General features: G+C 41.0%; 27 protein-coding genes. 25 read left to right on the top strand and 2 right to left on the bottom strand.

Features of this window, described 5'->3' with window-relative positions:
• The first annotated feature begins 53 nt into the window (after window positions 1-53).
• The 23 genes from QL989_RS08510 to QL989_RS08400 all read left to right on the top strand — a co-directional run bounded on the left by QL989_RS08510 (window position 54) and on the right by QL989_RS08400 (window position 21,466).
• Window positions 54-1,862 carry a flagellar hook-length control protein FliK gene (locus QL989_RS08510; RefSeq protein WP_290169733.1) on the top strand — a complete coding sequence of 603 codons (1,809 nt, stop codon included), beginning with the start codon at window positions 54-56 and terminating at the stop codon, window positions 1,860-1,862.
• A 57-nt stretch (window positions 1,863-1,919) separates the two neighbouring features.
• Window positions 1,920-2,447 carry a flagellar basal body-associated protein FliL gene (gene fliL / locus QL989_RS08505; RefSeq protein WP_013465555.1) on the top strand — a complete coding sequence of 176 codons (528 nt, stop codon included), beginning with the start codon at window positions 1,920-1,922 and terminating at the stop codon, window positions 2,445-2,447.
• A 9-nt stretch (window positions 2,448-2,456) separates the two neighbouring features.
• Window positions 2,457-3,548 carry a flagellar motor switch protein FliM gene (gene fliM, locus QL989_RS08500; RefSeq protein WP_010387912.1) on the top strand — a complete coding sequence of 364 codons (1,092 nt, stop codon included), beginning with the start codon at window positions 2,457-2,459 and terminating at the stop codon, window positions 3,546-3,548.
• A 20-nt stretch (window positions 3,549-3,568) separates the two neighbouring features.
• Window positions 3,569-3,967 (top strand): flagellar motor switch protein FliN, encoded by a 399-nt coding sequence (fliN, locus tag QL989_RS08495; RefSeq protein ID WP_013465554.1) that lies wholly within the window; start codon window positions 3,569-3,571, stop codon window positions 3,965-3,967.
• Window positions 3,964-4,347: a flagellar biosynthetic protein FliO gene (gene fliO, locus QL989_RS08490; RefSeq protein WP_024602027.1), complete on the top strand. Its 384-nt coding sequence runs from the start codon at window positions 3,964-3,966 to the stop codon at window positions 4,345-4,347. The genes fliN and fliO overlap by 4 nt, the downstream gene beginning before the upstream one ends.
• A 4-nt stretch (window positions 4,348-4,351) precedes the next feature.
• The gene (gene fliP / locus QL989_RS08485; protein WP_013465552.1) at window positions 4,352-5,092 is read left to right on the top strand and encodes a flagellar type III secretion system pore protein FliP; all 741 of its coding nucleotides are present in this window, start codon (window positions 4,352-4,354) and stop codon (window positions 5,090-5,092) included.
• Between the two features lie 41 nt (window positions 5,093-5,133).
• Window positions 5,134-5,403: a flagellar biosynthetic protein FliQ gene (locus QL989_RS08480; protein ID WP_024602029.1), complete on the top strand. Its 270-nt coding sequence runs from the start codon at window positions 5,134-5,136 to the stop codon at window positions 5,401-5,403.
• 2 nt (window positions 5,404-5,405) lie between these two features.
• Entirely contained in the window at window positions 5,406-6,185 is a 780-nt protein-coding gene (fliR, locus tag QL989_RS08475) for a flagellar biosynthetic protein FliR (RefSeq protein ID WP_024602030.1), read from the top strand.
• Between the two features lie 9 nt (window positions 6,186-6,194).
• Window positions 6,195-7,325: a flagellar biosynthesis protein FlhB gene (flhB, locus tag QL989_RS08470; protein WP_290155418.1), complete on the top strand. Its 1,131-nt coding sequence runs from the start codon at window positions 6,195-6,197 to the stop codon at window positions 7,323-7,325.
• 71 nt (window positions 7,326-7,396) lie between these two features.
• Complete coding sequence (gene flhA, locus QL989_RS08465) at window positions 7,397-9,505, top strand: flagellar biosynthesis protein FlhA (protein ID WP_054201717.1); 2,109 nt, start codon at window positions 7,397-7,399, stop codon at window positions 9,503-9,505.
• 21 nt (window positions 9,506-9,526) lie between these two features.
• Window positions 9,527-11,014 (top strand): flagellar biosynthesis protein FlhF, encoded by a 1,488-nt coding sequence (gene flhF, locus QL989_RS08460; protein WP_138605305.1) that lies wholly within the window; start codon window positions 9,527-9,529, stop codon window positions 11,012-11,014.
• Window positions 11,007-11,867: a MinD/ParA family protein gene (locus QL989_RS08455; RefSeq protein ID WP_138605306.1), complete on the top strand. Its 861-nt coding sequence runs from the start codon at window positions 11,007-11,009 to the stop codon at window positions 11,865-11,867. Before flhF ends, QL989_RS08455 begins: the two co-directional genes overlap by 8 nt.
• A gap of 26 nt (window positions 11,868-11,893) precedes the next feature.
• Window positions 11,894-12,604, top strand: coding sequence for an RNA polymerase sigma factor FliA (locus QL989_RS08450; protein ID WP_138605376.1), 711 nt, complete (start codon window positions 11,894-11,896; stop codon window positions 12,602-12,604).
• Window positions 12,605-12,644: 40 nt separating this feature from the next.
• Complete coding sequence (gene cheY / locus QL989_RS08445) at window positions 12,645-13,028, top strand: chemotaxis response regulator CheY (protein WP_138605307.1); 384 nt, start codon at window positions 12,645-12,647, stop codon at window positions 13,026-13,028.
• A 16-nt stretch (window positions 13,029-13,044) separates the two neighbouring features.
• The gene (locus QL989_RS08440) at window positions 13,045-13,818 is read left to right on the top strand and encodes a protein phosphatase CheZ (RefSeq protein WP_178956408.1); all 774 of its coding nucleotides are present in this window, start codon (window positions 13,045-13,047) and stop codon (window positions 13,816-13,818) included.
• Window positions 13,819-13,832: 14 nt separating this feature from the next.
• Window positions 13,833-16,079 carry a chemotaxis protein CheA gene (locus tag QL989_RS08435; RefSeq protein ID WP_290169715.1) on the top strand — a complete coding sequence of 749 codons (2,247 nt, stop codon included), beginning with the start codon at window positions 13,833-13,835 and terminating at the stop codon, window positions 16,077-16,079.
• Between the two features lie 53 nt (window positions 16,080-16,132).
• Window positions 16,133-17,284: a chemotaxis response regulator protein-glutamate methylesterase gene (locus tag QL989_RS08430; protein ID WP_178956406.1), complete on the top strand. Its 1,152-nt coding sequence runs from the start codon at window positions 16,133-16,135 to the stop codon at window positions 17,282-17,284.
• Window positions 17,277-18,041: a flagellar motor protein gene (locus QL989_RS08425; protein WP_138605311.1), complete on the top strand. Its 765-nt coding sequence runs from the start codon at window positions 17,277-17,279 to the stop codon at window positions 18,039-18,041. The genes QL989_RS08430 and QL989_RS08425 overlap by 8 nt, the downstream gene beginning before the upstream one ends.
• Before the next feature lie 5 nt (window positions 18,042-18,046).
• Complete coding sequence (locus QL989_RS08420) at window positions 18,047-19,006, top strand: flagellar motor protein MotB (RefSeq protein WP_178956405.1); 960 nt, start codon at window positions 18,047-18,049, stop codon at window positions 19,004-19,006.
• Window positions 19,007-19,018: 12 nt separating this feature from the next.
• Window positions 19,019-19,789, top strand: a complete 771-nt coding sequence (locus QL989_RS08415; protein ID WP_138605313.1) for a ParA family protein — start codon at window positions 19,019-19,021, stop codon at window positions 19,787-19,789.
• 3 nt (window positions 19,790-19,792) lie between these two features.
• Window positions 19,793-20,527, top strand: a complete 735-nt coding sequence (locus QL989_RS08410) for a CheW domain-containing protein (RefSeq protein WP_290169706.1) — start codon at window positions 19,793-19,795, stop codon at window positions 20,525-20,527.
• Between the two features lie 21 nt (window positions 20,528-20,548).
• The gene (locus tag QL989_RS08405) at window positions 20,549-21,046 is read left to right on the top strand and encodes a chemotaxis protein CheW (RefSeq protein WP_008112225.1); all 498 of its coding nucleotides are present in this window, start codon (window positions 20,549-20,551) and stop codon (window positions 21,044-21,046) included.
• An 18-nt stretch (window positions 21,047-21,064) separates the two neighbouring features.
• Window positions 21,065-21,466 (top strand): DUF2802 domain-containing protein, encoded by a 402-nt coding sequence (locus QL989_RS08400; RefSeq protein WP_054201706.1) that lies wholly within the window; start codon window positions 21,065-21,067, stop codon window positions 21,464-21,466.
• A 27-nt stretch (window positions 21,467-21,493) separates the two neighbouring features.
• On the opposite strand, the gene QL989_RS08395 is transcribed toward QL989_RS08400, so the two are convergent.
• Window positions 21,494-21,802, bottom strand: a complete 309-nt coding sequence (locus tag QL989_RS08395; RefSeq protein ID WP_054201705.1) for an EscU/YscU/HrcU family type III secretion system export apparatus switch protein — start codon at window positions 21,800-21,802, stop codon at window positions 21,494-21,496.
• 2 nt (window positions 21,803-21,804) lie between these two features.
• Window positions 21,805-23,970, bottom strand: coding sequence for a flagellar hook-length control protein FliK (locus tag QL989_RS08390; protein WP_290169701.1), 2,166 nt, complete (start codon window positions 23,968-23,970; stop codon window positions 21,805-21,807).
• A 113-nt stretch (window positions 23,971-24,083) separates the two neighbouring features.
• Between QL989_RS08390 and ccmA the strand changes: the two genes are divergently transcribed.
• Both ccmA and ccmB read left to right on the top strand, forming a co-directional pair.
• Window positions 24,084-24,704, top strand: coding sequence for a cytochrome c biogenesis heme-transporting ATPase CcmA (gene ccmA, locus QL989_RS08385; protein ID WP_178956402.1), 621 nt, complete (start codon window positions 24,084-24,086; stop codon window positions 24,702-24,704).
• Complete coding sequence (ccmB, locus tag QL989_RS08380) at window positions 24,704-25,390, top strand: heme exporter protein CcmB (RefSeq protein ID WP_138605317.1); 687 nt, start codon at window positions 24,704-24,706, stop codon at window positions 25,388-25,390. The genes ccmA and ccmB overlap by 1 nt, the downstream gene beginning before the upstream one ends.
• The last annotated feature ends 1 nt before the right edge of the window (window position 25,391 follow it).

The raw sequence follows: 25,391 nt of genomic DNA, 5'->3' as shown, positions 1-25,391 counted from the left end.
CAATGATTTTTAGGATTGTGCGGTGGGCTGTTGCCGCTTTTATTAGGTGATTTATGGCGATAAATGATATTTCAATGTTAGCGGTATCTGAGCAAGACTCATACTTAGTTAAAAAAGACAGTGATAAAACAAAGCTAGATAGCAGTAATGATGCTGGCTTTTTTGATCAATTAGCCCTTGCTAACCAAGCTTCTGAAACACACAGTACGCAAGCTAAAGCGCCAAACAAACAATCAGCAGATGAACAATCCGATCTAAAAGAGCAAAGTAGCGAAGAAAAGCCTTTGAGCGGTGAAGATATGCTGGCGCAAATTAATGCGGCACAAGTCATCGATACCTCAGTAAAAAATAACCCCCATGGTGGTGCGCAGTTAATAGACAAAGACGCTGTTAAAATAAACGCTAAGCCTGAAAATAAGCTGGCACCTATTATTACTATGCCAAGTGATGCCGTTATGGATGATGAAATCATTCCACAAACACAAAATGTACAAGGTGCTAATTTAGCAGGAAAAGGCGAAGGTGAGCCGACACTGCTTGACACAAAAGCGCTAGCAGCTGTTAATGCGAGTCAAAAAGGCGATGTTGTTTCAAGCCAATTAGCAACAGATAAGGTGGCCGATAAGCCGACTGATACCACAACCGTAAAATCATCATTAGACTCATCAATTTTGGCGCTGTTATCAAAAGATGATAATGCCATTAAAGCAGATAAATTATTGGCAAATTTAACACCTGCTCAGCAAGGTGAATTAGCCACTGAGCTTAATGCGATGAGCAAGCCAATTAATAAAGATAACCTAGCGGATTTAAAGCAATTACTCAGTAAGTATGTGAGTGAAAGTGAGAAGCCGCAAACACCTCAGCAGACCATTAATGCACAAATAAGTACGTTAACTACCTCAGAAAAACAGGCCTTACTCAATCAGTTGCAGGGTTACGTTAAAAATGAATCTTTATCAACGAAAGAACTTACCTCGCTAAAAGGAGTAATCAGTGATTTAGAGACCGCGATTAACGCGGACAGCTTGTTTAGCGCCAAAGATAAGCCACTATTTTCAAATAATGCTTTGGCGGGAGCAATAGCGCCAAAAGCACAGGCTGGTACTGAATCAGCCAATGTAAAACCTGAGCTAAAATTAGAGAGTTCAAAATCGGTAGCTGATAACCCTGAAGAGCTTGCCAAACAGTTAGACGCATTACAAAAAGAGAGCATGCGCGGCACTAATGCTGAGCAAATGCCACCGCGTGCAGCACAAATTTTCTCTCAGATCATTAATATATTTGACAAACAGTCGCTTAGTAGTCTCGCTAAATACGATACTTTAGGGTACGAACAAGCTATTATTGAAGCGCAAAGCTTGCAAGCAGGACAGTTACAAAGTACAGCACAAGCGAAACAAGTAAGCATTGATCCTGCCACGTTACAGGCTTTAAACATTATTAAAAGTGATGCGGCAAAAATGCTACAAGAGCGGGTTAGCTCAATGTTAAGTATTAATAATAAAGAAGCTGAAATTCGCCTAGATCCGCCAGAAATGGGCAGCATGCAAATTCGTATTAGAAGTGATGCTGAGCAAGCACAAATCAACTTTGTAGTGCAAAACCAGCAAGCCAAAGAAGCGCTGGAGCAGTCGTTACCTAGGCTTAGAGAAATGCTGATGCAGCAAGGTTTAGAACTAGGTGAAAGCAGTATTTCTTACGGTGATTCCTCAGGTGAGCAAGCACAGCAACAAGAAGGTGATGCACAAGGGCAAATGGCTAATAATCGCTCTACAGATGAGACAAATAGTGAGCAACCAGATAAACAAATACAGGGTTCTGGACAACAAACGTCATCATCAATAGATTACTATGCCTAAGTCCTGCTATTATAATAGTTAAAACAAGCAAATACCTTTGCAAATAAAGGAAACACAATGGCTGAAGATACTAATTTAGAAATAGAAGAAGTAAGTAAAAGTAAAAGCAAACTCATAATAATTATTGCCGCTGTATTACTTATTGTTGGCGCTGTGGCAGGGTACTTTTTATTATCAGGTGGTGATGAGCCAGTAGAAACCCTTGCAGATGATGCTGCCAATGGTGAGGTAGCTGCTGCGCCAACAAGTTCTTCGGCAACGGTTGGCAGTGCTTTATATGTTGCGATGCCTAGACCATTTATTTTTAATGTGCCAGGGGCTAGTCGCGATAGAATTGTACAGATTAAAGTGCAATTATTAGTGCGCGGCGATGGTAATGAAGAAACGGCTAAAAAACACATTCCACTGATTGAAGGCACACTCCTGAGTGTATTTTCCATGACAACGGCTGATGAACTTAGCACCAGTGTAGGCAAAGAAACACTGCGTTTTACTGCACTTGATAAAGTACAGGCCGCTATGATGGATGTTGAAGGGAATAAAGTAATTGAGCGGGTACTATTTACCGGCTTTGTGATGCAATAAGGGGCCAGTGTGAGCGATTTATTATCCCAAGACGAAATTGATGCGCTATTACATGGTGTCGATGAAGTCGAAGAGGAAGATATACACGACGGTGAAGATGGTGAGGGAAGTACACTACAGTACGACTTTTCTTCGCAAGATCGCATCGTGCGTGGTCGCATGCCGACACTTGAAATTGTTAACGAGCGATTTGCCCGTCACATGCGAATCAGCTTATTTAACATGATGCGCCGCACCGCTGAGGTGTCAATTAACGGCGTGCAAATGATCAAGTTTGGTGAGTACATACATACCTTGTTTGTACCAACGAGTTTGAATATGGTGCGTTTTCGCCCACTAAAAGGCACCGGCCTTATTACCATGGAAGCACGCTTAGTATTTATACTGGTAGACAACTTCTTTGGTGGCGATGGCCGTTATCATGCCAAAATTGAAGGACGTGAATTTACCCCAACAGAACGCCGAATCGTGCAAATGCTGCTGAAAATAATCTTTGAAGATTACAAAGAAGCATGGGCACCGGTGATGGATGTGTCGTTCGAGTACCTCGATTCTGAGGTAAACCCTGCGATGGCTAATATTGTTAGCCCAACCGAAGTAGTGGTTATCAGCTCTTTTCATATTGAGCTGGATGGTGGCGGGGGAGACTTTCATATTGCGCTACCTTATTCAATGCTCGAACCTATCAGAGAGCTATTGGATGCGGGTGTTCAGTCTGATACTGAAGATACCGATTTACGTTGGAGTAAGGCGCTTCGTGACGAAATAATGGACGTAGAAGTCGATTTATCGACCCAGCTACTTGAAGTTGATTTAAGCTTAAAACAAATAATGGAGCTTAAGGCGGGGGATATTATTCCTGTTGAAATGCCAGAGCATATTACTGTGTTTGTGGAAGAGTTACCTACATTTAGAGCTAAAATGGGTCGTTCACGCGATAACGTTGCGCTACAAATAAGTGAAAAAATTAAACGCCCTGATTCAGTTAAATCTGAGCTGCATGTCTTTACCAAAGGCGGCAAAAAAATTGATTCAGATGCAGAATTAGCAGAACTAGAAGATGATTTACACCTTTCAAACGGTGTAGACTTAGACTGGTAATTGATTAAAAGGTTAAAAGTATGAGCGATGATCAAGATACAATGGACGAATGGGCAGCAGCACTTGCTGAAGCTGAAGGCACTGACGATAGTCCTGAGGTCAAAGTAACCGAGCTTGATGAGCTTGATGATTCAAAGCATGAACTCAGCGGTGAAGAAAAACGTAAACTCGATACTATTTTAGATATTCCCGTTACTATTTCTATGGAAGTAGGGCGTTCTAAAATTAATATTCGTAATTTATTACAACTTAACCAAGGTTCGGTCGTTGAGCTTGACAGGGTTGCCGGCGAACCGCTCGATGTTTTAGTTAATGGTACTTTGATTGCGCATGGCGAAGTGGTTGTGGTGAACGATAAGTTCGGTATTCGTTTAACGGATGTAATTAGCCAGGTTGAACGGATCAAAAAGTTACGATGATAGCACTAGCCAGTTTAAGCAATTCAGTGTTTGCAGCTACCGATGCTGCAACACCGACCACAGATATCGTATCCATGGTGTTATCTTTGGGTATGGTTGTGGTGTTAATTTTAGTGTTGGCTTTTTTTGTAAAAAAGCTCAATCCAAATTTAACCAATAACGATGAGTTTAAAGTGATCCGCAGTCTTCCGTTGGGATCACGTGAGCGCTTAATGGTGGTTGAAATAGATAATGCACAGCACCTATTAGGGGTTACTCCACACAGTATTAATTATCTACACAAGTTAGAAACCCCCCTAACAGAAAAAGAGTTACCAGAATTAGCGAAGCGGTTTGGCAAAATGTTGAATCCGCAACTTAATCAAAATAAAAAGAACTAATATTATGACTAAATGGCTGCTTTTCCTATTTGCCATGGTGTTTGTCCCAGGGGTCAATGCCGAGGGGATTGACGCGCTGACGATCACTACTAATGCCGATGGCACCCAAGACTACTCAGTGACGCTACAAGTGTTGGCGATCATGACGGCTATGAGCTTTATTCCAGCCGCCATTATCATGATGACCTCTTTCACTCGAATTATTGTTGTTTTAGCTATTTTGCGCCAAGCCATTGGTTTGCAGCAAACGCCTTCGAACCAAGTATTACTAGGTATGTCGCTGTTTTTAAGTATTTTTATTATGGCGCCAATTTATGAGCAAATAAATGAGCGAGCTATCGAACCGTATTTAAGTGAACAAGTAACGTCACTTGAAGCACTTGATTTAGCCAAAGAGCCAATGAAAGCGTTTATGCTCTCACAGGTACGTATAAAAGATTTAGAAACCTTTGCTAAAATAGCAGGTTACGATCAGCTTGACTCGCCTGAAGCAACGCCAATGGTTGTGCTTATTCCTGCGTTTGTGACCAGTGAGTTACAAACCGCTTTTATTATTGGTTTTATGTTTTTTATTCCCTTTTTGATTGTCGATTTGGTGGTTGCATCGGTATTGATGGCCATGGGTATGATGATGCTATCGCCCATGATTGTGTCGCTACCGTTTAAAATTATGTTGTTTGTATTGGTTGATGGGTGGAGCTTGGTGATGGGTACACTCGCTAAAAGCTTTGGCTTGGGCACGTAGTTGTGCACTCTTCATTGAACCAACCACACTAGGAGTCGTCCATGGAACCTGAAGTATTTGTTGATATTTTAAGTGGAGCCCTATTTTTAGTGATTAAGCTGGTGTCTGCCATTGTGGTACCTGGCTTAATTATTGGGTTGGTTGTGGCTGTGTTTCAGGCAGCAACCTCAATTAACGAACAAACACTGAGTTTTTTACCGCGTTTATTTATCACCATCAGTGCCCTGATTGTGGGAGGACATTGGTTTACTCAAGAGCTAATGGACTTTTTTAATCGCTTAGTGCTGCTTATCCCCGAAATTGCAGGTTAACAATGGAATTTCCATTTTCCGTTGTCATTCAATGGTTAAGTGATTTTTTACTGCCCTTAGTGCGCATCAGCTCTATGATCATGATCATGGCGGGTATTGGCGCAAAAAACGTACCTGCTCGAATAAAAATGGGCTTGGCTGTAGTGGTCACCTTCTTAGTTGTTCCTGTTCTTCCTGCTGCTACATTTACTAATCTATTTTCTTTTGAAATGATTTTAGTGGTACTCCAACAAATGTTGATTGGTGTCGCAATTGGTTTTGCGTCCACACTATTACTCAATACGTTTGTGTTAGCCGGTCAAATTCTTGCTATGCAAACCGGTTTAGGTTTTGCATCTGTTGTTGACCCCTCTAATGGGATGAGTGTGCCTGCAGTGGGGCAATTTTATCTAATATTAGCTACCTTATTATTTTTTGTGTTTAATGGTCATTTAATGATGATTCAAATGGTGGTGCACAGTTTTGAAGTACTCCCGATTGATGGCAATTGGTGGGCGGTTGATCATTACTGGGACATAGTGACATGGGGTGGTTGGATGTTTACCACTGCATTAGTGCTGTCATTAGCACCATTAACCGCCATGCTGGTTATTAATATGGCATTTGGTATTATGACCCGTGCTGCACCGCAGTTAAATATTTTCTCGATAGGCTTCCCGTTTACCTTAGTGGCAGGGCTCGTTATTATTTGGGCAACGCTCGGTAACTTTGTCACTCAGTTTGAGTTCCAATGGCTAAAAATGGTTGAGCTGATGTGTACTCTAATTGGTTGTTCCCCTTAGGAGAGCGTAATGGCTGAAGATTCCGGACAAGAAAAAACCGAAGAACCCACCCCAAAAAAAGTTGATGATGCTAAAAAGAAAGGCCAAATAGCGCGTTCTAAAGAGTTAGGTACCATGTTTGTGCTTATTTTTTCTGCTATTTCCTTATTAATGTATGGGCCTGAAATTGGCAAAGGCTTGTACCGCATTATGGGAAGAATGCTGAGTCTTAACCGCAATGAAACCTACGACACCACCAAAATGTTTGCCGTATGGGGAGAGGTGGCCGACGTACTGTTATTTCCTATGTCGATGTTTGTACTCATTATTGTATTGGCTGCATTTATCGGTAATACCATGCTTGGCGGCTTTAATTTTAGTTGGCAAGCAGCTGCGCCCAAAGCCAGTAAAATGTCGCCAATGAAAGGCTTTACCCGCATGTTTGGTCCACAAGCGGCTATAGAATTGCTTAAGTCATTATTAAAGTTTGGCTTGGTGGCCGCATTTGCTATTTTTTTAATTAATACGTTTTTTGATGAAATCTTACATTTAAGTATAGAAAGTGCGCCTGGCAATATTGTTCATGCTTTGGAAATTTTAGCCTGGATGTTTTTAGCCATGTCTTGCACCTTAATTATTATTGCTGCTATTGACGCCCCATTTCAAAGCTATAGTCATAACAAACAGCTTAAAATGACTATGCAAGAGGTAAAAGACGAATATAAAAACTCAGAAGGTGATCCGCAGATTAAAGCGCGCATAAGGCAAACCCAACGTCAAATGTCGCAAAAGAGAATGATGCAGGATGTGCCAGACGCCGATGTTATTGTTACCAACCCTACTCACTATTCCGTAGCTTTAAAATACGATACAGAGCGAGCTGGAGCGCCTATTGTACTAGCCAAAGGTGTTGACGAACTCGCTATGCAAATTCGTAAAATTGCTTTAGGTAATGAAGTGCCTATTGTTGAGTCGCCTACTTTAACGCGAGCGCTTTATCATACTGCTGAAGTAGGGGATCAAATTCCCGATCAGCTATTTACTGCTGTTGCTCAAGTGCTTGCCTATGTATTTCAACTTAAACGGTTTAAAAAAGGCCGTGGAAAACGCCCTGTCGCGCTTAATAAAAAACTGCCAATCCCCGATGAATTCAAGTATTAACCGCTAACCAACTAACTTGGAATAGTTATTGCAATTTCAGCGTAGTGTCAATTTTTTGAAATTGTAGAGTTATGGAATTTAAAGCGGTATTACAACAACTTAATAAAGATAAAAAAGAATATGCAAAGGGCGTTGGTACACCGCTTTTAGTCTTAGCTGCGCTTGGCATGGTTATTTTACCCCTGCCTCCATTTCTGCTTGATATATTATTTTCGTTTAATATCGCGCTTGCATTAGTAGTATTACTGGTCACTGTATATACCATGAAGCCGCTTGAATTTGGCATGTTTCCAGCTGTGTTGTTAATCGCCACGATCATGCGTTTAGCACTTAATGTAGCCAGTACTCGGGTGGTACTACTTGAGGGTCATAATGGTGGTGATGCTGCTGGTAAGGTAATTGAAGCATTTGGCTCGGTGGTGATTGGTGGTAACTACGCCGTGGGTTTAGTGGTATTTTTGATTCTAATTATCATAAACTTTGTGGTAATTACCAAAGGTGCAGGGCGTATTTCTGAAGTGTCAGCACGTTTTACCCTTGATGCTATGCCGGGTAAGCAAATGGCGATTGATGCAGATATGAATGCTGGCTTTATTAGTGCAGAGCAAGCCAGAGAACGTCGTGATGAAGTAACCCGTGAAGCCGACTTTTATGGTTCTATGGATGGTGCTAGTAAATTTGTAAAAGGCGATGCTATCGCGGGTATCGTTATTTTAGTGATTAATATTGTAGGTGGTTTATTTGTTGGTATGATCCAACATGATTTGAGTTTTTCCCGTGCCATGGAAGTGTATACACTATTGACCATTGGTGATGGCTTAGTAGCGCAATTACCTTCATTACTACTTTCAATTGGTACTGCGATTGTTGTAACGCGTCAAAATGAATCGCACAATATGGGCGATCAGTTTAAGCAGCAGCTAGGAAACGAAAAATCGTTATTTATTGCCTCTGGTATCCTCATTACTATGGGTTTAGTCCCAGGTATGCCGCATATTGCATTTTTAAGTTTAGGGGCGCTTTTAGGTTACCTTGCATACTACACGCAGCAAAACAAACTTAAATTAGCAGCTGCTGAAGCCGAAGAAGCTGAAAATGCAGCCTCAGGTACCGGAATTGCGGCTAAACAAGAACAAAAAGAACTGGGTTGGGATGATGTACAGCAAGTTGATGTTATTGGCTTAGAAGTGGGTTACCGGTTAATTCCTTTAGTAGACCAATCACAAGGTGGCGAGCTATTAAACCGTATTAAAGGGGTGCGTAAAAAACTATCTCAAGAGCTAGGTTTTTTAGTGCCGCCAGTGCATATCCGCGATAACCTTGAGCTCGACCCAAATGCGTATCGCATCACCATGATGGGTGTATCAAGTGGTGAGGGTGAGCTTAAACACGGCGATGAACTGGCAATTAATCCTGGCCAAGTGTTTGGCCCGCTCAAAGGCATTGAAACTACAGACCCTGCATTTGGTTTAGATGCGGTATGGATAAAACCAGATCAAAAAGATGAAGCGCAATCTTTAGGTTATACCGTAGTTGATTCAGCAACCGTTGTGGCCACTCATATTAGCCAGTTACTCACAAATAGCGCCGCATTATTGCTTGGCCACGAAGAAGTACAAAACTTATTAGATATGTTAGGTAAAAGTCACCCTCGCTTAGTTGAAGGGCTGGTACCGGATGTATTACCGCTGACCACCATCGTTAAAGTACTACAAAACTTATTAAATGAAGGGGTAGCAATACGAGATATGCGTTCGATTGTTCAAACCCTTGTTGAGTATGGCCCTCGTAGCCAAGACCCTGATGTATTAACGGCTGCAGTGAGAATATCGTTGCGTAGATTAATCGTTCAAGATGCTGTTGGTATGTCTTCTGAAATCCCTGTCATAACCTTGGCGCCTGAGTTGGAACAGATGTTGCATCAGTCACTTCAAAATGCAGGTGATGAAGGTGCCGGAATAGAACCAGGACTTGCTGATAGACTTCAAACATCATTGAATGAAGCACATCAAAATCAAGAAATGGCCGGTGAACCTTCAATATTGCTAACGTCAGGAATGTTACGCACTGTGTTATCTCGATTTGTTAAATACACCATTCCAGGATTGCGAGTGATGTCTTATCAAGAGATACCAGATGAAAGACAGATCAAGATTGTCAGCTCTGTAGGCCAACAATAAGATTTTAAAGGGGTTTGAATTATGAAAATTAAACGTTTTTTTGCTAAAGACATGCGCACCGCACTAAAAGAAGTAAAAGAAGAGCTTGGTGTTGATGCGGTTATTATGTCAAATAAGAAACTAGCTAATGGCGTTGAAATTGTTGCTGCTGTTGATTACGACAAAGCCGCGACAAAAGCGCCAGAGCAACCTCAAAGCCAACCAGCTGCAAGTGCTTCATTTGCACATACCCAGAGCTCACATAACTTTGTAAAACCAGAGCCACAGCGTGCTCAACCTAAGCCACAAGCAAAGGTAGCAGACAGTTTACAAGCTTTATTAGAACGTCAATCTCCCCGTCCTCGTTCAGCAGAGCTTGCGTCAATGTTTTCACAATCAGGTATTGATACTTCTGGCCATTATCAAGAACAAGAAGCTGTGCAATCTCGACCTAAAAATATGTTTGAACGTGAACAAAGTGCGCCTGCACGTCCTCGTACTCAAGCTGATAGCTTAGGTTTTGATGATTTAGACAGTGGTTTTGACGATTTAGACTCACCGAGTGCACCGCGTCAGCAAACGATGCAAAACGAGTCGAGTGATATAAGCACCATGCGCGAAGAAATGAACGCAATTCGTCAATTACTAGAACATCAAGTGTCAGGTTTAATGCAACAAGATATGGCACGTCGTGATCCAACCCGTGCATGCATGATTGACCGTTTAGTGGGTATGGGAATAGATAAAGACGTTGCTGAGCAGATGGCATGCTTTGTACCTGATGATGTATCTCGCCAACAAGGTTGGAAAGCCTTATTGAATATGGTTGAAGATCAAATGCAAACCACTAACAACGAAATTCTTCGCCAAGGTGGTGTTTATGCTCTAGTGGGCCCAACAGGGGTAGGTAAAACCACCACAGTTGCAAAATTAGCTGCATTAGGTGCGCAAAAGTATGGTGCTGATAAAGTCGCGCTTATTACCACTGATACCTACCGTATTGGTGCGTATGAGCAGCTAGCAACTTACGGTCGAATTATTGGCTGTGGCGTAAAACAAGTTAAAGATGCAAATGAATTAGCAGAAGTTTTATACCATTTACGAAATAAACGTCTAGTCTTAATTGATACAGCAGGAATGAGTCAGCGAGATTTACGCTTAACTGAGCAGCTTAATACCTTAATGCGTAATCAACGTGTGGATATACGTAGTTATTTAGTATTAAGTGCTACAGCGCAAATCAATGTATTACAAGAGACAGTAAGGCACTTTAAAAAAGTACAGCTTAGTGGGTGTATTTTTACTAAGTTAGATGAGTCATTGAGTTTAGGTGAGATTATTAGTATTGCGATTCAAAATCGTCTCCCAATAGGGTATCTTACTAATGGTCAGCGAGTACCAGAAGATATCAGAGTGGCAAATGCTGAAAAACTAGTAAAAAAAGCTGAGCAATTGTATTTAAAAAGAATAAAAGCACAACAATCAAGACACCAATCAGTGGCGTCGAACACAGTAGAGATGTATGATTAACACAGTTTTAGATCAAGCAAGCGGCCTTCGCAAAATGAGCAACAATAATAATAACGGCGTAAAAGTTATCGCTGTCACCGGCGGCAAAGGTGGAGTGGGTAAAACAAACGTATCCCTTAACACGGCAATCGCGTTAGGCCAACAAGGCAAGCGTGTGCTGGTATTAGATGCTGATTTAGGGTTAGCTAATTGTGATGTTATGCTTGGACTGCGTGTAGAGCGCAATTTGTCTCATGTTTTATCAGGTGAATGTGAACTCGAAGATATTTTAGTTGAAGGCCCCGCAGGCATAAAAATAGTACCTGCAACATCGGGATCGCAAAGCATGGTTGAGCTATCTCCTTCAGAGCACGCCGGACTTATCCGTGCATTTAGCGAGCTTAACACCGATTTTGATATTTTAATTGTGGATACCGCAGCGGGTATTTCTGACATGGTATTGAGCTTTTCTCGCGCCGCACAAGATGTGGTTGTGGTGGTATGTGATGAGCCAACCTCAATTACTGATGCTTATGCACTAATTAAAGTACTGAGCCGTGAACACGGCGTAATCAAATTTAAAATTGTTGCCAACATGGTGCGTAGCTTACGTGAAGGGCAGGAATTATTTGCTAAACTATCAAAAGTAACCGACCGATTTTTAGATATAACCATGGAGTTGGTTGCAACAGTTCCTTATGATGAGAATATGCGCAAATCAACGCGTCGCCAAAAAGTGATAGTTGAAGTTTTTCCAGGGTCTCCTGCTGCGATTGCTTTTAAAACACTGGCGACAAAAATTACTAAGTGGCAAACACCTAGTCAAGCCTCGGGTCATTTAGAGTTTTTTATTGAGAAGCTAGTTAGTAACTAACGATGACAATACCGGTGAATAGAGCTATGGGATATCAGTCAGCACAGAATTTAAATATGATTGTTGAAAAGCATGCCTCATTAGTCAAAAAAGTGGCATGCCATTTAATTGCTCGTTTACCGGCCAGTGTGCAACTAGATGATTTAATTCAATCAGGTATGATTGGCTTAATAGAGGCTTCAAAAAACTTCGATGCCAGTAAAGGCGCGAGTTTTGAAACCTTTGCGGGTATTCGTATTCGTGGTGCAATGATAGATGAAATGCGACGAGGTGATTGGGTTCCACGTTCAGTTCACAGAAAAAGTAGACTAGTAGCAGAGACGATAGTCGCGCTTGAAAACAGTTTAAATCGTGAACCTAAAGATAGTGAAGTGGCTGAAAAACTTGAAATTTCGTTAAATGAGTACCATCATATTTTAAATGATGTCAATGTAAGCAAAGTTTTGGGCATTGAGGACCTTGGTATTGACGATGATGTGATTACACCTCATGGCCAAGATTTAGCACTAGACAAACCTTTCAATAATGTTAAAAATGAACGGTTTAATGAGTCTTTACTCAATGCGATAAAGTCGTTACCGGAAAAAGATGCAATGGTGCTTTCTTTGTACTATAACGATGAAATGAATTTAAAAGAAATTGGGCATATACTCGATGTTAGTGAGTCGCGTGTAAGTCAGATACATGGTCAGGCGATGATTAAGCTTAAAGCAAAAATCAATGACTGGATAAACTAGAAGTAAGTAAATAAAGGTTCAGGCCTCACTGGAGGATGTTTTGGATAAAAACATTAAAATTCTTGTTGTTGATGATTTTTCAACAATGAGACGTATTATTAAAAACCTGTTGCGCGATTTAGGTTTTACCAATGTTCAAGAAGCGGATGATGGGTCAACTGCTTTACCTATGTTGCAAAATCAAGTATTTGATTTTGTTGTAACAGATTGGAATATGCCAGGCATGCAAGGTATTGATCTTTTGAGGGCAATTCGAGCTGATGACAAATTAAAGCATATTCCTGTTTTAATGGTTACAGCAGAAGCTAAAAAAGAACAAATAGTAGCTGCGGCCCAAGCAGGTGTTAATGGTTATATTGTTAAACCATTTACTGCAGGTACATTGAAGACTAAATTAGAAAAAGTGTTCGAACGCTTAGGTTAATGAGAGGGAGAGGCTTATGTCAGCACCTGCTGCGCCTCAGATTACTTTAGAACAAGCTCGCCAGTTGGTTGTTTTTTTAGAAAATGGTGAGCAAGATAAAGCGAATCAGTTAATTTTAGAAACAGCTTCACAAGAGCAATCACAGTTATTTGCTGAGGTAGGTAAGTTAACGCGTCAATTACATGAAGCTTTAAAGAGTTTCGAGTTAGATACGCGCTTAACAGACATTACCACTGATGCCATCCCTGATGCTAAGAAACGCCTCAACTATGTCATGGAAATGACTGAGAATGCAGCCAATAAAACAATGGATGCAGTTGAAGCTAGCTTACCTTTAGCGCAAGAAATTGCTGACGAAATTTCTGATATCAAGCCAACGTGGGATCGGTTAATGAACCGGGAAATTGAGCTTGGTGAGTTTAAGTCACTTTGTCATAGTATTGATAAGTTTATGAACAGCTCTCATCATAAAACTGATGAGTTGCAGATGTTGATGACCAATGTATTGATGGCTCAAGACTATCAAGATTTAACTGGTCAGGTTATTCGTCGTGTTATTGAACTTGTGCGTGAAGTTGAAGAAAGCTTGATCCACTTGTTAACTGCATTTGCAGCACAAGGTGAGGTTGAGCCAACACAACAGACCGAACAACCAGAAGAAACAGAAGATTCCATTGTTGCACAAACACTAGCAGGCCCTGAAGGGCCTATTATTGATAAAGAATCGCGTAATGATGTTGTATCTGATCAAGATGAAGTTGATGATCTATTATCAAGTTTGGGCTTCTAATAGGAGAGTACTGCATGAGCTTTGAAGTCGATGAAGATATTTTACAAGACTTTTTAGTAGAGGCCGGAGAAATCCTTGAGCTTTTATCTGAACAGTTAGTAGAACTGGAAAACAACCCAGATGATACTGAACTACTAAACGCAATATTTCGTGGTTTCCACACTGTAAAAGGTGGCGCCGGCTTTTTGGCAATGACAGAGCTTGTTGATGCATGTCATGGTGCTGAAAACGTGTTTGATTTATTGCGCCAAGGTGTAAGAACAGTTAACTCTGAATTAATGGATGTAATTTTACAAGCGCTCGACACCATTAATGAAATGTTTGCCACAATTAAAAATCGTGACCAGCCAGAACCTGCTGATCCAGAGTTACTTGCAGTCCTTCATAAGCTTGGACAACCACCGACGGCAGAAGAGCTAGCCGGCGATGCTGTAGTTGAGGAAGATACAGCCTCTGTTGAAACCCCATCAGTAGAACCTGAGGCCGCTGTAGAACAACCTAGCAATGATTCTGAAGAAGACCCATTCGCATTTGATGAATTATTTAGCGGCCCAGATAGTAGTAGCTCAGACTCTCAGATTGATGAAATAACTGAAGATGAGTTCGAAAGTCTTCTTGATGAGCTTCATGGTAAAGGCCAGTCCACGCAAGAAAAACAATCCCCATCAAGCGACAGTGATGTAAATGGCGATATTACAGATGATGAATTTGATAGCTTATTAGATGAGCTTCATGGTGTTGGTAGTTTTGGCGAAGTTACTCAAAGCACTGCAAGTACACCACAGCAAGCACCATCAGCTCCTGTAGTAGATTCACAAAATAGTGACTCAAGCGCGGGCGATGATGAAATAAGTGACGATGAATTTGAAGCTTTGCTAGATGAATTACATGGCAAAGGTGCACCTAAAGCTATAGAAGCATCGGCTCCGGCAAGTAAACCTGAGCCCGTAGCCGCAAACAAGTCTGCACCTGCTGCTACACCGAAACCTGTACCAAAACCTGAACCGAAACCGGTACCAAAAGCAGAGCCTGCTAAGCCGGCGCCTGCTCCACAGCCAGCCAAGGCCGCGCCGCCTAAAAAAGCAGCGCCTCCACCGGCAGAAACAACGGTTCGTGTTGACACCAAACGTTTAGACCAAATAATGAATATGGTAGGCGAGCTGGTACTTGTGCGAAACCGTTTGGTGAGTCTGGCAACAAACTCTGACAGCGAGGCTATGGGCAAAGCTATTTCTAATTTAGATGTAGTGACTGCTGATATCCAAGGTGCGGTAATGCAAACGCGAATGCAGCCAATCAAAAAAGTGTTTGGCCGTTTTCCACGTGTAGTTCGAGATTTAGCACGAACGCTACAAAAAGATATTAATTTATTACTTGTTGGTGAAGACACTGATTTAGACAAAAACTTAGTAGAAGCATTGGCAGATCCATTGGTGCATTTAGTGCGCAACTCAGTGGATCATGGTATTGAAATGCCAGATGTTCGTGAAGCATCGGGTAAACCTAGAACGGGTACTGTGACCTTATCAGCTTCTCAACAAGGCGATCATATTCTACTTACCATCCAAGATGATGGTGCCGGTATGGATGCTGAAAAGCTTAAAAAGATTGCGATTAGTAAAGGGGTGCTTGATCACGACCAAGCGAGTCGTCTTTCTGATACTGAAGCGTATAATCTTATTTTTGCACCTGGTTTTTCAACTAAAGAAGAGATCTCAGATATTTCCGGCCGTGGTGTTGGTATGGATGTGGTTAAAACAAAAATCACTCAACTCAATGGCTCGGTGAATATCAAATCAGAAATGGGTGTTGGTACTACTTTAGAAATTAAAGTGCCACTTACTCTAGCGATACTGCCTACCTTAATGGTAATAGTTGGCGAACAAACCTTTGCGTTGCCGCTGGCGGGTGTGAGTGAAATATTCCATTTAGATTTAACAAAAACCAATGTGGTTGATGGCCAGCTAACTATAATTGTTCGTAAAAAATCAATTCCACTATTCTACCTTGAACATTGGCTCATTAAAGGCGCCGATAGAGGTCAGCGAAAAGCACAAGGTCATGTGGTTATTGTGCAAATAGGAACTCAAAAAGTGGGTTTTGTTGTTGACTCGCTCATTGGTCAAGAAGAAGTGGTAATTAAGCCTCTAGACGCATTACTTCAAGGTACACCAGGTATGGCAGGTGCAACAATTACCTCTGATGGTGGTATTGCACTGATCCTAGATGTGCCAAATATGTTAAAGCATTACGCTGGATAATTAAAAGTAGGCATACATTTTATGCCTACCCATTCATTGAATAAGAGAGCGAAATGGCTGTTAAAGTTTTAGTAGTTGATGATTCAAGCTTTTTTCGCCGCAGAGTGAGTGAAATACTTGAACAAGACAGCGGCATTGAAGTTATAGGTTTCGCTGTAAATGGTCGAGAAGCTGTCGATAAAACAGCTCAACTACGACCCGATGTGATCACCATGGATGTTGAAATGCCTGTGCTTGATGGCATCAGCGCAGTTAAAGAGATAATGGCGAGTAATCCCACTCCTATTTTAATGTTCTCGTCGTTAACGCGTGCAGGGGCATCTGCTACCTTAGATGCACTTGATGCTGGTGCGATGGACTTTTTACCGAAAAAGTTTGAAGATATCGCACGTAACAACGACGATGCAATTAAGTTACTACAAAATAAGGTTAAGGAAATAGGTCGCCAGCGTATTGGTAGAATCACAAGAGCGCCAGCCTCTCCTAGTATAAGTAAACCAGCACCAAGCACGTCTGAACGCTTTTCTAATCTCGCTAAAAAGCCAATTGTTCAACCTGATCGCAGCTTCAATAATACAGCTCCTGTACCAACCAGTAGTGGTACATCAGTGCGCGCAAGTGGTAAACAGTATCAACTAGTTGCTATTGGGACATCAACAGGTGGACCGGTTGCACTGCAAACTATATTGACTCAGTTACCTGCTAATTTCCCACACCCAATACTACTCATACAACACATGCCTGCGGCATTTACACCTGCGTTCGCAACCCGATTAGATAGCTTGTGCAAAATTAAAGTAAAAGAAGCACAGCAAGGCGATAGGCTTCAACCTGGCTGTGCATATTTAGCACCAGGTGGGCAGCAAATGATGGTAGAAGGACGGGGTTCAAACAGAACACTACGCGTATTTGAAGATAAAAATGAACGAGTAAGCTATAAGCCTAGTGTTGACATAACCTTTGCTAGTGCAGCAAAAGCATACCAAGGTGATGTACTTGCCGTTATTTTGACTGGTATGGGCGCGGATGGTCGTGATGGTGCTCGTATGCTTAAACAAACTGGCGCTACAATTTGGGCTCAAGATGAAAAAAGCTGTGTTGTATATGGTATGCCGCAAGCAGTAGCAAGTGCAGGATTAGCAAGTGAAAGCATAGGTCTTCATGATGTTGCTGCGCGTTTAAAAAGAGAGATTGGCTGTGGATAAGCTTTCTATTTTAGGATTATTGGTTGCATTAGGTGCTATTGCAATCGGTTATTCTTTAGAGGGAGGTGTGGTATCTGCTCTGTTTAATGGGCCTGCACTTATTATTGTATTAGGCGGCACATTAGGAGCAGTGATGCTGCAAACATCAGCCAATACATTTAAGAAAATGCTTAGTATTACTCATTGGGTTTTTGTTACTGATGACCACGATATTGAAGATACGATTGAACAAGTAAAGCGCTGGTCGCATAAAGCCCGCCAAGAGGGCTATTTAGCGCTCGAAAACGAAGCACTTACTCACTCTGACCCTTATGCCACTAAAGGACTGAGTTTATTAGTCGATGGCTGCTCAGATCAAAAGCTTCGTGATACTCTCGAGATTGATTTATTACTTGAACGAGAACGATTGCTGGAAGCTAGCCGAGTGTATGAAGCGATGGGAGGTTACAGCCCAACCATTGGTATTTTAGGTGCTGTGCTTGGACTGATCCAAGCTATGTCGTTTATTAACGATCCTGAGCAATTAGGAACGGGTATTGCCACTGCATTCATTGCGACTATATATGGTGTAGGTTTAGCTAATTTACTGTTTTTGCCGATGGCCAACAAATTAAAGCAACGGGTTGAGCAAAAAATGCTTTACCATGAAATGCTAGCTGAAGGCGTTATTGCCATTAGCCAAGGCGAGAGCCCTATTAATATAGAATTAAAGCTTGAAGCTTACCGCGTTGAACGTCCTATATTACAGGCTCATTAGCGGTTATGCTTCGCCGTCGCTTACGTCATCAAAACGTTAAAAGCCAACATACTGAGCGTTGGCTAGTCTCTTATGCAGATTACATGACCATTATGTTTGCATTTTTTGTTGTATTGTATGCTATTGCAATAAACAAAGAAGACAATATACAAGTTTTATCTGACTCTCTTGAGCATGTTTTTGATAAGTCAGCTAAACAATTTTCTCAGCAAGGTAAGGGAGTAAACGGCGATGCTTTGTTGCTTGAAAGAGTGACTCCCGAGGCTGAAGTTTTATATGGCGAAAGTATTCAAAAACAAGAACAAGGGCCAGTATTGCTCGATGGCCAAAGTGATAATAGCAATATCAGCCAGCGTCACTTAGGTAAGCCACTCGACAGTTTACTGGTCAAACTACAGTCGTCACTCATTGATGAAATACGTAGTGGCGATGCAAGCTTAGAGCTTAGTCAAGATTGGCTGGTTATTGAACTTAATTCTGGGTTGTTGTTTGCCAGCGGTAGTGCCGTTGCGCATAACCAAGCTAAAGACGTTGTAAAAAAGATTGAAGCAATAATCGCACCTGTCGATAACTATATAAGAGTGCGGGGATACACAGATAACGAAACTATTCGCAATGAAATATTTCGCTCTAATTGGGAGTTGTCGGTGGCACGTGCAACATCAATATTAGTTGAATTAGAGCGCTTAGGTATTCAATCTGCGCGCATGGCAATTGAGGGATATGGCCAATACTCACCTTTTGCCGATAATGATACCGAAGCAGGGCGGGCTGAAAACCGCAAAGTGGTGATTGCGCTTTCCAAATATGGCTTGGTTTTAGAGTCAGCGGATGAGGATACTGAGCAGCAACTTCCTGAAGCTATTAAACCAGCTGAAGTTGAGCTGCCTACTCAAGACGATACAATAAAAATAATTCGCTTAGAGCATGGTGGTATTCGTGTTACTACGCGTAATGAACAGTAATTAGGATGTAATGTGAAAATCTGGACAGTAGCCAATCAAAAAGGAGGGGTAGGTAAAACCACTACAGCGGTTAGCCTTGCTGGCATCCTTGCGCTTCAAGGTAAGCGAGTGTTACTGATTGATACCGACCCACATGCATCATTAACTTATTACTTTGGCATTGATTCAGAAGATTTAGAGGTCAGTGTTTACGATATTTTCAGTCGCGGGTCGAGCATGAAAAGCGAGGAAATATTGCAAGCATTATGCCCTTCTACTATAGAAAATCTTGATATTTTACCTGCCACAATGGCGATTGCTACACTTGACCGTAGTATGGGTAATAAAACGGGGATGGGCCTGATTTTAAAAAAAACATTGGCTAAAATTGGCGAGCATTACGATTACGCAATTTTAGATTGTCCGCCCGTTTTAGGGGTACTTATGGTCAATGCCCTTGCTGCTTGTGAAAGAGTGCTGGTGCCAGTACAAACTGAGTTCTTAGCGCTTAAGGGGCTTGATAGAATGATGCGTACTATGGAATTAATGCAAACCTCGCAAGCGAAAAGCTATGAATATACTATAATTCCAACTATGTATGATAAGCGCACCAAAGCGTCACTTGAAGCCTATAAAACATTACAAGATACGTACAAAGAAAAAGTATGGCCAGGTGTAATTCCTGTTGATACAAAATTTAGAGATGCGAGTTTAGCGCAAAAAGTGCCTATTGATTTTTGCCCTAATGCCCGTGGAGTCTATGCTTATAAAGCATTGCTCGAATATTTAATAAAACAAGGTTAATAAATGAGTAAGCAATTATTTGCTAATGAAAAAGTAGTCACTCAGTATTTAGGGGCGTTATTATCTGATGACGTACCAGCGAAAGACCTTGAGCCTGTTGCTAAATTGCTTGAGCAGGTAGCGTATGAAGAGCAAAAAGAGCAACCACTTCATGTTGAATCGGTAGTTGAGCCGGTTGTTGAGGTTGAAAAATGCCATGAGCAGGTAACGAATGTAGAAATAGATTCTCACCAAGTGCAGCAGCTTGAAACTGAACATGATGTAGCACTTGGTAATGAAGCAGAATACTTTGATGGTGAATTTCAAGCATTATTTTTTGAAGTAGCAGGACTCACTTTAGCAGTGCCATTAAAAGCGTTAGGCGGCATACATGAGCTTGGAGAGGTGAATCATTTATTTGGTAAACCTAAATGGTTTAAAGGTGTCATGATCAACCGAGAAGAAAAGCTCAATGTTGTTGATACCGCACGCTGGGTGATGCCTGAAAAGTATGATGAGCAGTTAGAGGCATCTTTAAATTATCAATATCTAATCACTTTAGGTGATAGCCAGTGGGGTTTATTAGCAGAAAAACTAATAAATAACATTACATTGAGTAAAGAAGATGTAAAATGGCGTACAAATGACAGTAAGCGCCCATGGCTTGCTGGAGTAATTAAAGAAAAAATGTGTGCTTTAATAGATGTTAATAATTTAAATGCACTATTAGAGAAGGGCTTAGATAGCCGTCACAAGTAATGACCATTACGAGGTAAGAGCATGAGTGAAGATAAATTACTGTCAGCTAAAAAAAATGCAGATAATAATGATGAAATTTTACAGTGGGTTACGTTTAAGCTAGAAGATGAAACTTATGGCGTAAATGTAATGCAAGTGCAAGAAATACTACGTTACACCGAAATTGCTCCTGTCCCAGGTGCGCCTTCGTATGTGATTGGTATTATCAACCTGCGTGGTAATGTTGTTACCGTTATTGATACTCGCTCTCGCTTTGGGTTACCTGACATTGAAGCGACCGACAATTCACGTATTTTGATTATTGAAGCTGAAGAACAAGTAATTGGTATTTTAGCCGATAGCGTGTCTGAGGTCGTGTATTTACGTAGCTCAGAAATTGACAGCGCTCCAAACGTGGGTACTGAAGAAAGTGCTAAATTTATTCAAGGTGTATGTAACCGCGATAATGAGCTACTTATTCTGGTTGATTTAAATAAACTACTTAGTGATGACGAATGGGATGAGTTAAGCGATATATAAGCTTCTCTACATAAAATTATGTTATTACTTGGTATTGCAATTGCGGGTTTGGCATTTGGGCTATTCTCGCTGCTGTTAATTGTGATGTTTAAAAAGCGTTATGCGAATGAGCTTGGCGCACAATTACAGCAATTTAAAGATTCATCAGAGCAGATTAATATTTTACGTAGCGAAGTCTCTGAGTTACGAACTGGATTAATGAGTATTGGTAAACGAGTGCTTGAGGTAGAACAACAAAACCAAGAGCTGATACAGCAACAAGCTGCTCAAAAATACGATGACCCTGATGCTAAAATATACTCTCGAGCGGTAAAAATGGTTGAGCTAGGTGCTGATTTAGATGAGGTTATTCGCGAGTGTGAATTACCCCGCGCCGAAGCAGAACTGTTATTTTCTTTACACAAACAAAAAGGCGCTTAGCGCCTTTTTTGTTTTTATCATATTGGCTCATGCTTTTATATTGAGCTTCCCTTGAAAGTCCTGCCATCCGGGTGGGAATTTCCCTCTTACCACATATGAAAAAGCAATCAGTTCAGCAATAACAAAGTAAAGCTCTTTAGGGATCTCTTCGCCAAGCTCTAATTTCGAAAGTGTATTTGCAAGTGCTTCATCCTGATGGATTAAAATACCTTTATCTTTAGCTAGGGCAATAATTTCATCCGCCAATTCTCCAAACCCTTTAGCGCTTACGGTGGGTGAATTACCCGTTTCGTAGAGCAGTCCAATTGCTGAATTGTTTTTAAATGAATCCGTCATGGCTAAACCTTAATATTTATAATGGCATGGGATTGGTAAAATGCTTGATGGTTGTCATCTGCGCGTTTCAAATTAAGATCGCCGACTTGTAAGCCCTGTTTTGCTAGTTTTGAGCGTAAATTATCAAGGTGTGGATGAGCCAACGCGCTCACAGCTTGAGTGGACGCTAATAACTGACAATCTAATGCTTTGTCCATCAACTCTGCGGTTATTTGCAGCTTACCTAGTTCAGCATAATCAAAATTTAATCTTACAAACCACACGTTTTTATCCGCTAATTTGCCGTTGTTTGGCTTTTTATATTGTCCTAACGATATTTCTGTTTGTGCCGCCTCTGGTGGCAGTTTCATAGGCAATAAAAACTGCACTAAGGAGTTAGTGTCAGGCTGCTGGCTCAAAACGGGCGCTTGTACTTGGCTTAAGGTGTTTTTAATTTGTGTTAATTCACCTGCTAATGCTTGCACTTGTGGTTGCTGTAACTGTTCTAATAACTTATTAGTATTATTACCGGCCTTGAAGCTTGGTAATAAAACCTGAAGTAGGGCCTCTAAACCGCTTTGATTATTAATGCTAACGGCTGTTGGGTTTTGATTAATAATCGGCGCAGCTAAAATGCTTAATGAAAGTTGTTCTACACCTCGATTAAAGGAACTCTGCAAAGTGTCACTGGTTAGTTGTGTCGGCTTTATAGTGCTGAGTATTTCACGCTTTATGGTGGTCGGGTGTAAATTACTTTCTGACAACATACGGTTAAAAGCTTGATTAACCAAGCGGTTTAAGTCAGTACCCTGATCTGCCGCCTTAGTTACGATAGTGTTTAGTTGGCTGCTTAGAGCGTGTTTGCTTGCTTCTTTTTGCTCTATTGGAGCGGTTTCGGTTTGCTTTAAAACGGTTGTCAATAATAGCTTTTCCAGTGGCTGCAAATGATTAACGGCTGTTAAGGTGCTATTAGCTGTTTGTGCTGATTGGGTAATAACAGGGTGTAAATCTACGGGTGTTGGTAACGCTCGCTGTTGCCATAAAGAGATACTGGTTTTTAGCTGCTGGGTTAGTTGCACTAAAGGGGGGGGAGTTCCTAAAGGGCTTTTTAATTGCGTAATGTCTATTTTTTGCGTTGGCGCGAGCAATTGTTGCTGTTCATTAAAAGCAATGTTTGGTTTTTGAGATGCGTTTAATACAGTGGTAAATGGCTTGCTTTCAAAATGTTTTACCGCATCTAAAATACGTGTTTTAAAATCAGCAAAGCTGCTTTTTAGCCATGATTGAATTGGACTATTAACGGTACTAAGTGGATGAGACTTAATTTTTTGCGAATCGATAGCAACTTGCGGTTGCTGTAACAGCATCTCATTAAATGGTTTACTAAATGAGTTTTTAAGCTCCACGGTTATATTTTGATAAGCGGTTTTAATTAATAGTTTATCTGCTTGGCTGCTAATAGTTACCTTAGTCGGCGTTGTGGGTAGTTCAGATAACTGTTGATGGCTTAAGCTAATATTTAACGAGCTTTTTGCGGTATTTGGAGTTAGCACCGCAAACTTGGGTGTAGCATGAAGCTGAGCATGACCTAAATTGTTAGCAACTAATTGTGTTAGTTTTGCCTGGCTTAAAGGTTGAGAATGTACAATGTCAGCAAAACGATTAATGATATTTAGCCGTGTACCTTTGCCATCAGTATCAATTATGCCTTTTAATAAGGGTTCTTCGGCCAGTAATTGCGCTACTTGTTTATTAATGGCGATGCTGGCATTAAATTTTTCAATCACCAGTTTTGGCGTTGGCTTTAAAGTAACTTGTATCGATAGCGGGTTGTTTTGAATATCACTTTGAGTGTTTATAAAGTTTAAAAACCGCTGTAACTGTTCTGGTTGTTTAATTGATAAGGTGCTGTTGTTAGGAATAATGGTTAAGCTTTTACCATCTGCACTTAGTTGTATGTTAGCACTCGCTATTTTTTCAACGTTTGTTGGGGCTTCATTAACAGTGAGCCGAATTGTTTGCCAATGCTTATTCATAAATACATCAAGCGTAACTGAATCTTTAGAAAACTGAATGTTTTTTGCCGCTAGTACTTCAGGCGGCAGTATTGGTAACGCAGTTTTACCCGAATCGGTTGTTTGATTACTAACCTGTGGGTTAGTCACTGTAATGTGCGTTGGTGTATTCATTATTTTATATCAAGTTTTCTGTATTTTAAGTAAATCGATTCTAAAGCAATATTCGTATTACCCTATCATTATGGTAGACTTACCGCTAATTTTTGGCAGAGAGAATCGTCATCTTGTTACACATTAAGTCCGTTACTTGTATCAAGCAAGAGCGTTGTTTGTTTGATGAACTTAATTTTAGCCTTAAAAGTGGTCAAATCATGCAGTTAGCTGGTCCTAATGGGGCTGGCAAAACATCATTATTGCGCATCATTGCCGGTTTTTCGCTGCCTGATGAAGGTGATATTTTATACCTTAATCAATCTATCAAAAAATATTATGACGAATACGCCAGAGATTTATTATTTATAGGCCACAAAACCGGAGTTAACGTACAACTTAGTGCAGTTGAAAATGTAGCACATTGGTTGGCAATTAATGGTTATGTTAATACACCTGATTTATATCCTTTGTTGAGTAAGTTAGGTTTGGTAGGGCTGGAAGATGTGCCCGTAAGAACATTATCGGCGGGTCAACAAAGACGAGTAGCTTTGGTTAGATTATGGTTATCTGAAGCTAAGTTATGGATTTTAGATGAACCTTTTACAGCGCTCGACAAAAGTGGCGTTGCTTTTTTACAGCAACGTTTTACTGAGCACTTATCAAAGGGGGGCGCTATTTTGTTAACAACACACCAAGACCTAACCACCCACTTTAGTGACCTACAGACCTTGACTTTGGAGTACCGCCACTAATGACACGACAGCACTCATATTGGCAGTTATTTGTCGCGGTATTTAGTAAAGACGTTAAACTCGCTTTTCGCCAGCGTGCTGAAATAGTCAATCCTATCTTGTTTTTTTTAATTGTTATCTCGTTATTCCCATTAGCAATAGGGCCAGAGCCTGGGTTGTTATCAAGAATGGCGCCAGGCATTATTTGGGTTGCGGCTTTATTATCAACCATGCTTGGACTCGATAAGTTATTTAGAGATGACTATAACGATGGCTCTTTGGAGCAACTAATTGCTTCCTCGTATCCTTTATCATTAACTGTGCTAGGTAAAGTTGCGGCCCATTGGGTGATCACCGGCTTACCGTTGGTCTTTATGACTCCTTTATTTGCTTTATTACTAAATTTAGAAACAACGGCCTTAATGGCCACGTTATTAACGCTATTACTAGGAACCCCTTTATTAAGCTTTATTGGCGCAATAGGGGCGGGTTTGACTGTGGGATTACAAAAAGGCGGCATTTTAATGAGCTTATTAGTGTTGCCTTTGTATATTCCAGTTTTAATTTTTGCAACTTCCGCTATTGATACCAGCACTATGTCGCTGGATTACAGTGGTCAGCTTGCAATCCTTGGTGCTATGTTAGTCGTTGCGATTATCAGTGCACCAATTGCCATATCATCAGCATTAAAAGTGAGTGTAAGTTAAT

The sequence above is a fragment of the Pseudoalteromonas sp. APC 3224 genome (assembly GCF_030407535.1).
Lineage (GTDB): Bacteria > Pseudomonadota > Gammaproteobacteria > Enterobacterales > Alteromonadaceae > Pseudoalteromonas.
Note: the sequence above shows the minus strand (reverse complement) of the source record. Positions and strands in the feature narration are given on the sequence as shown.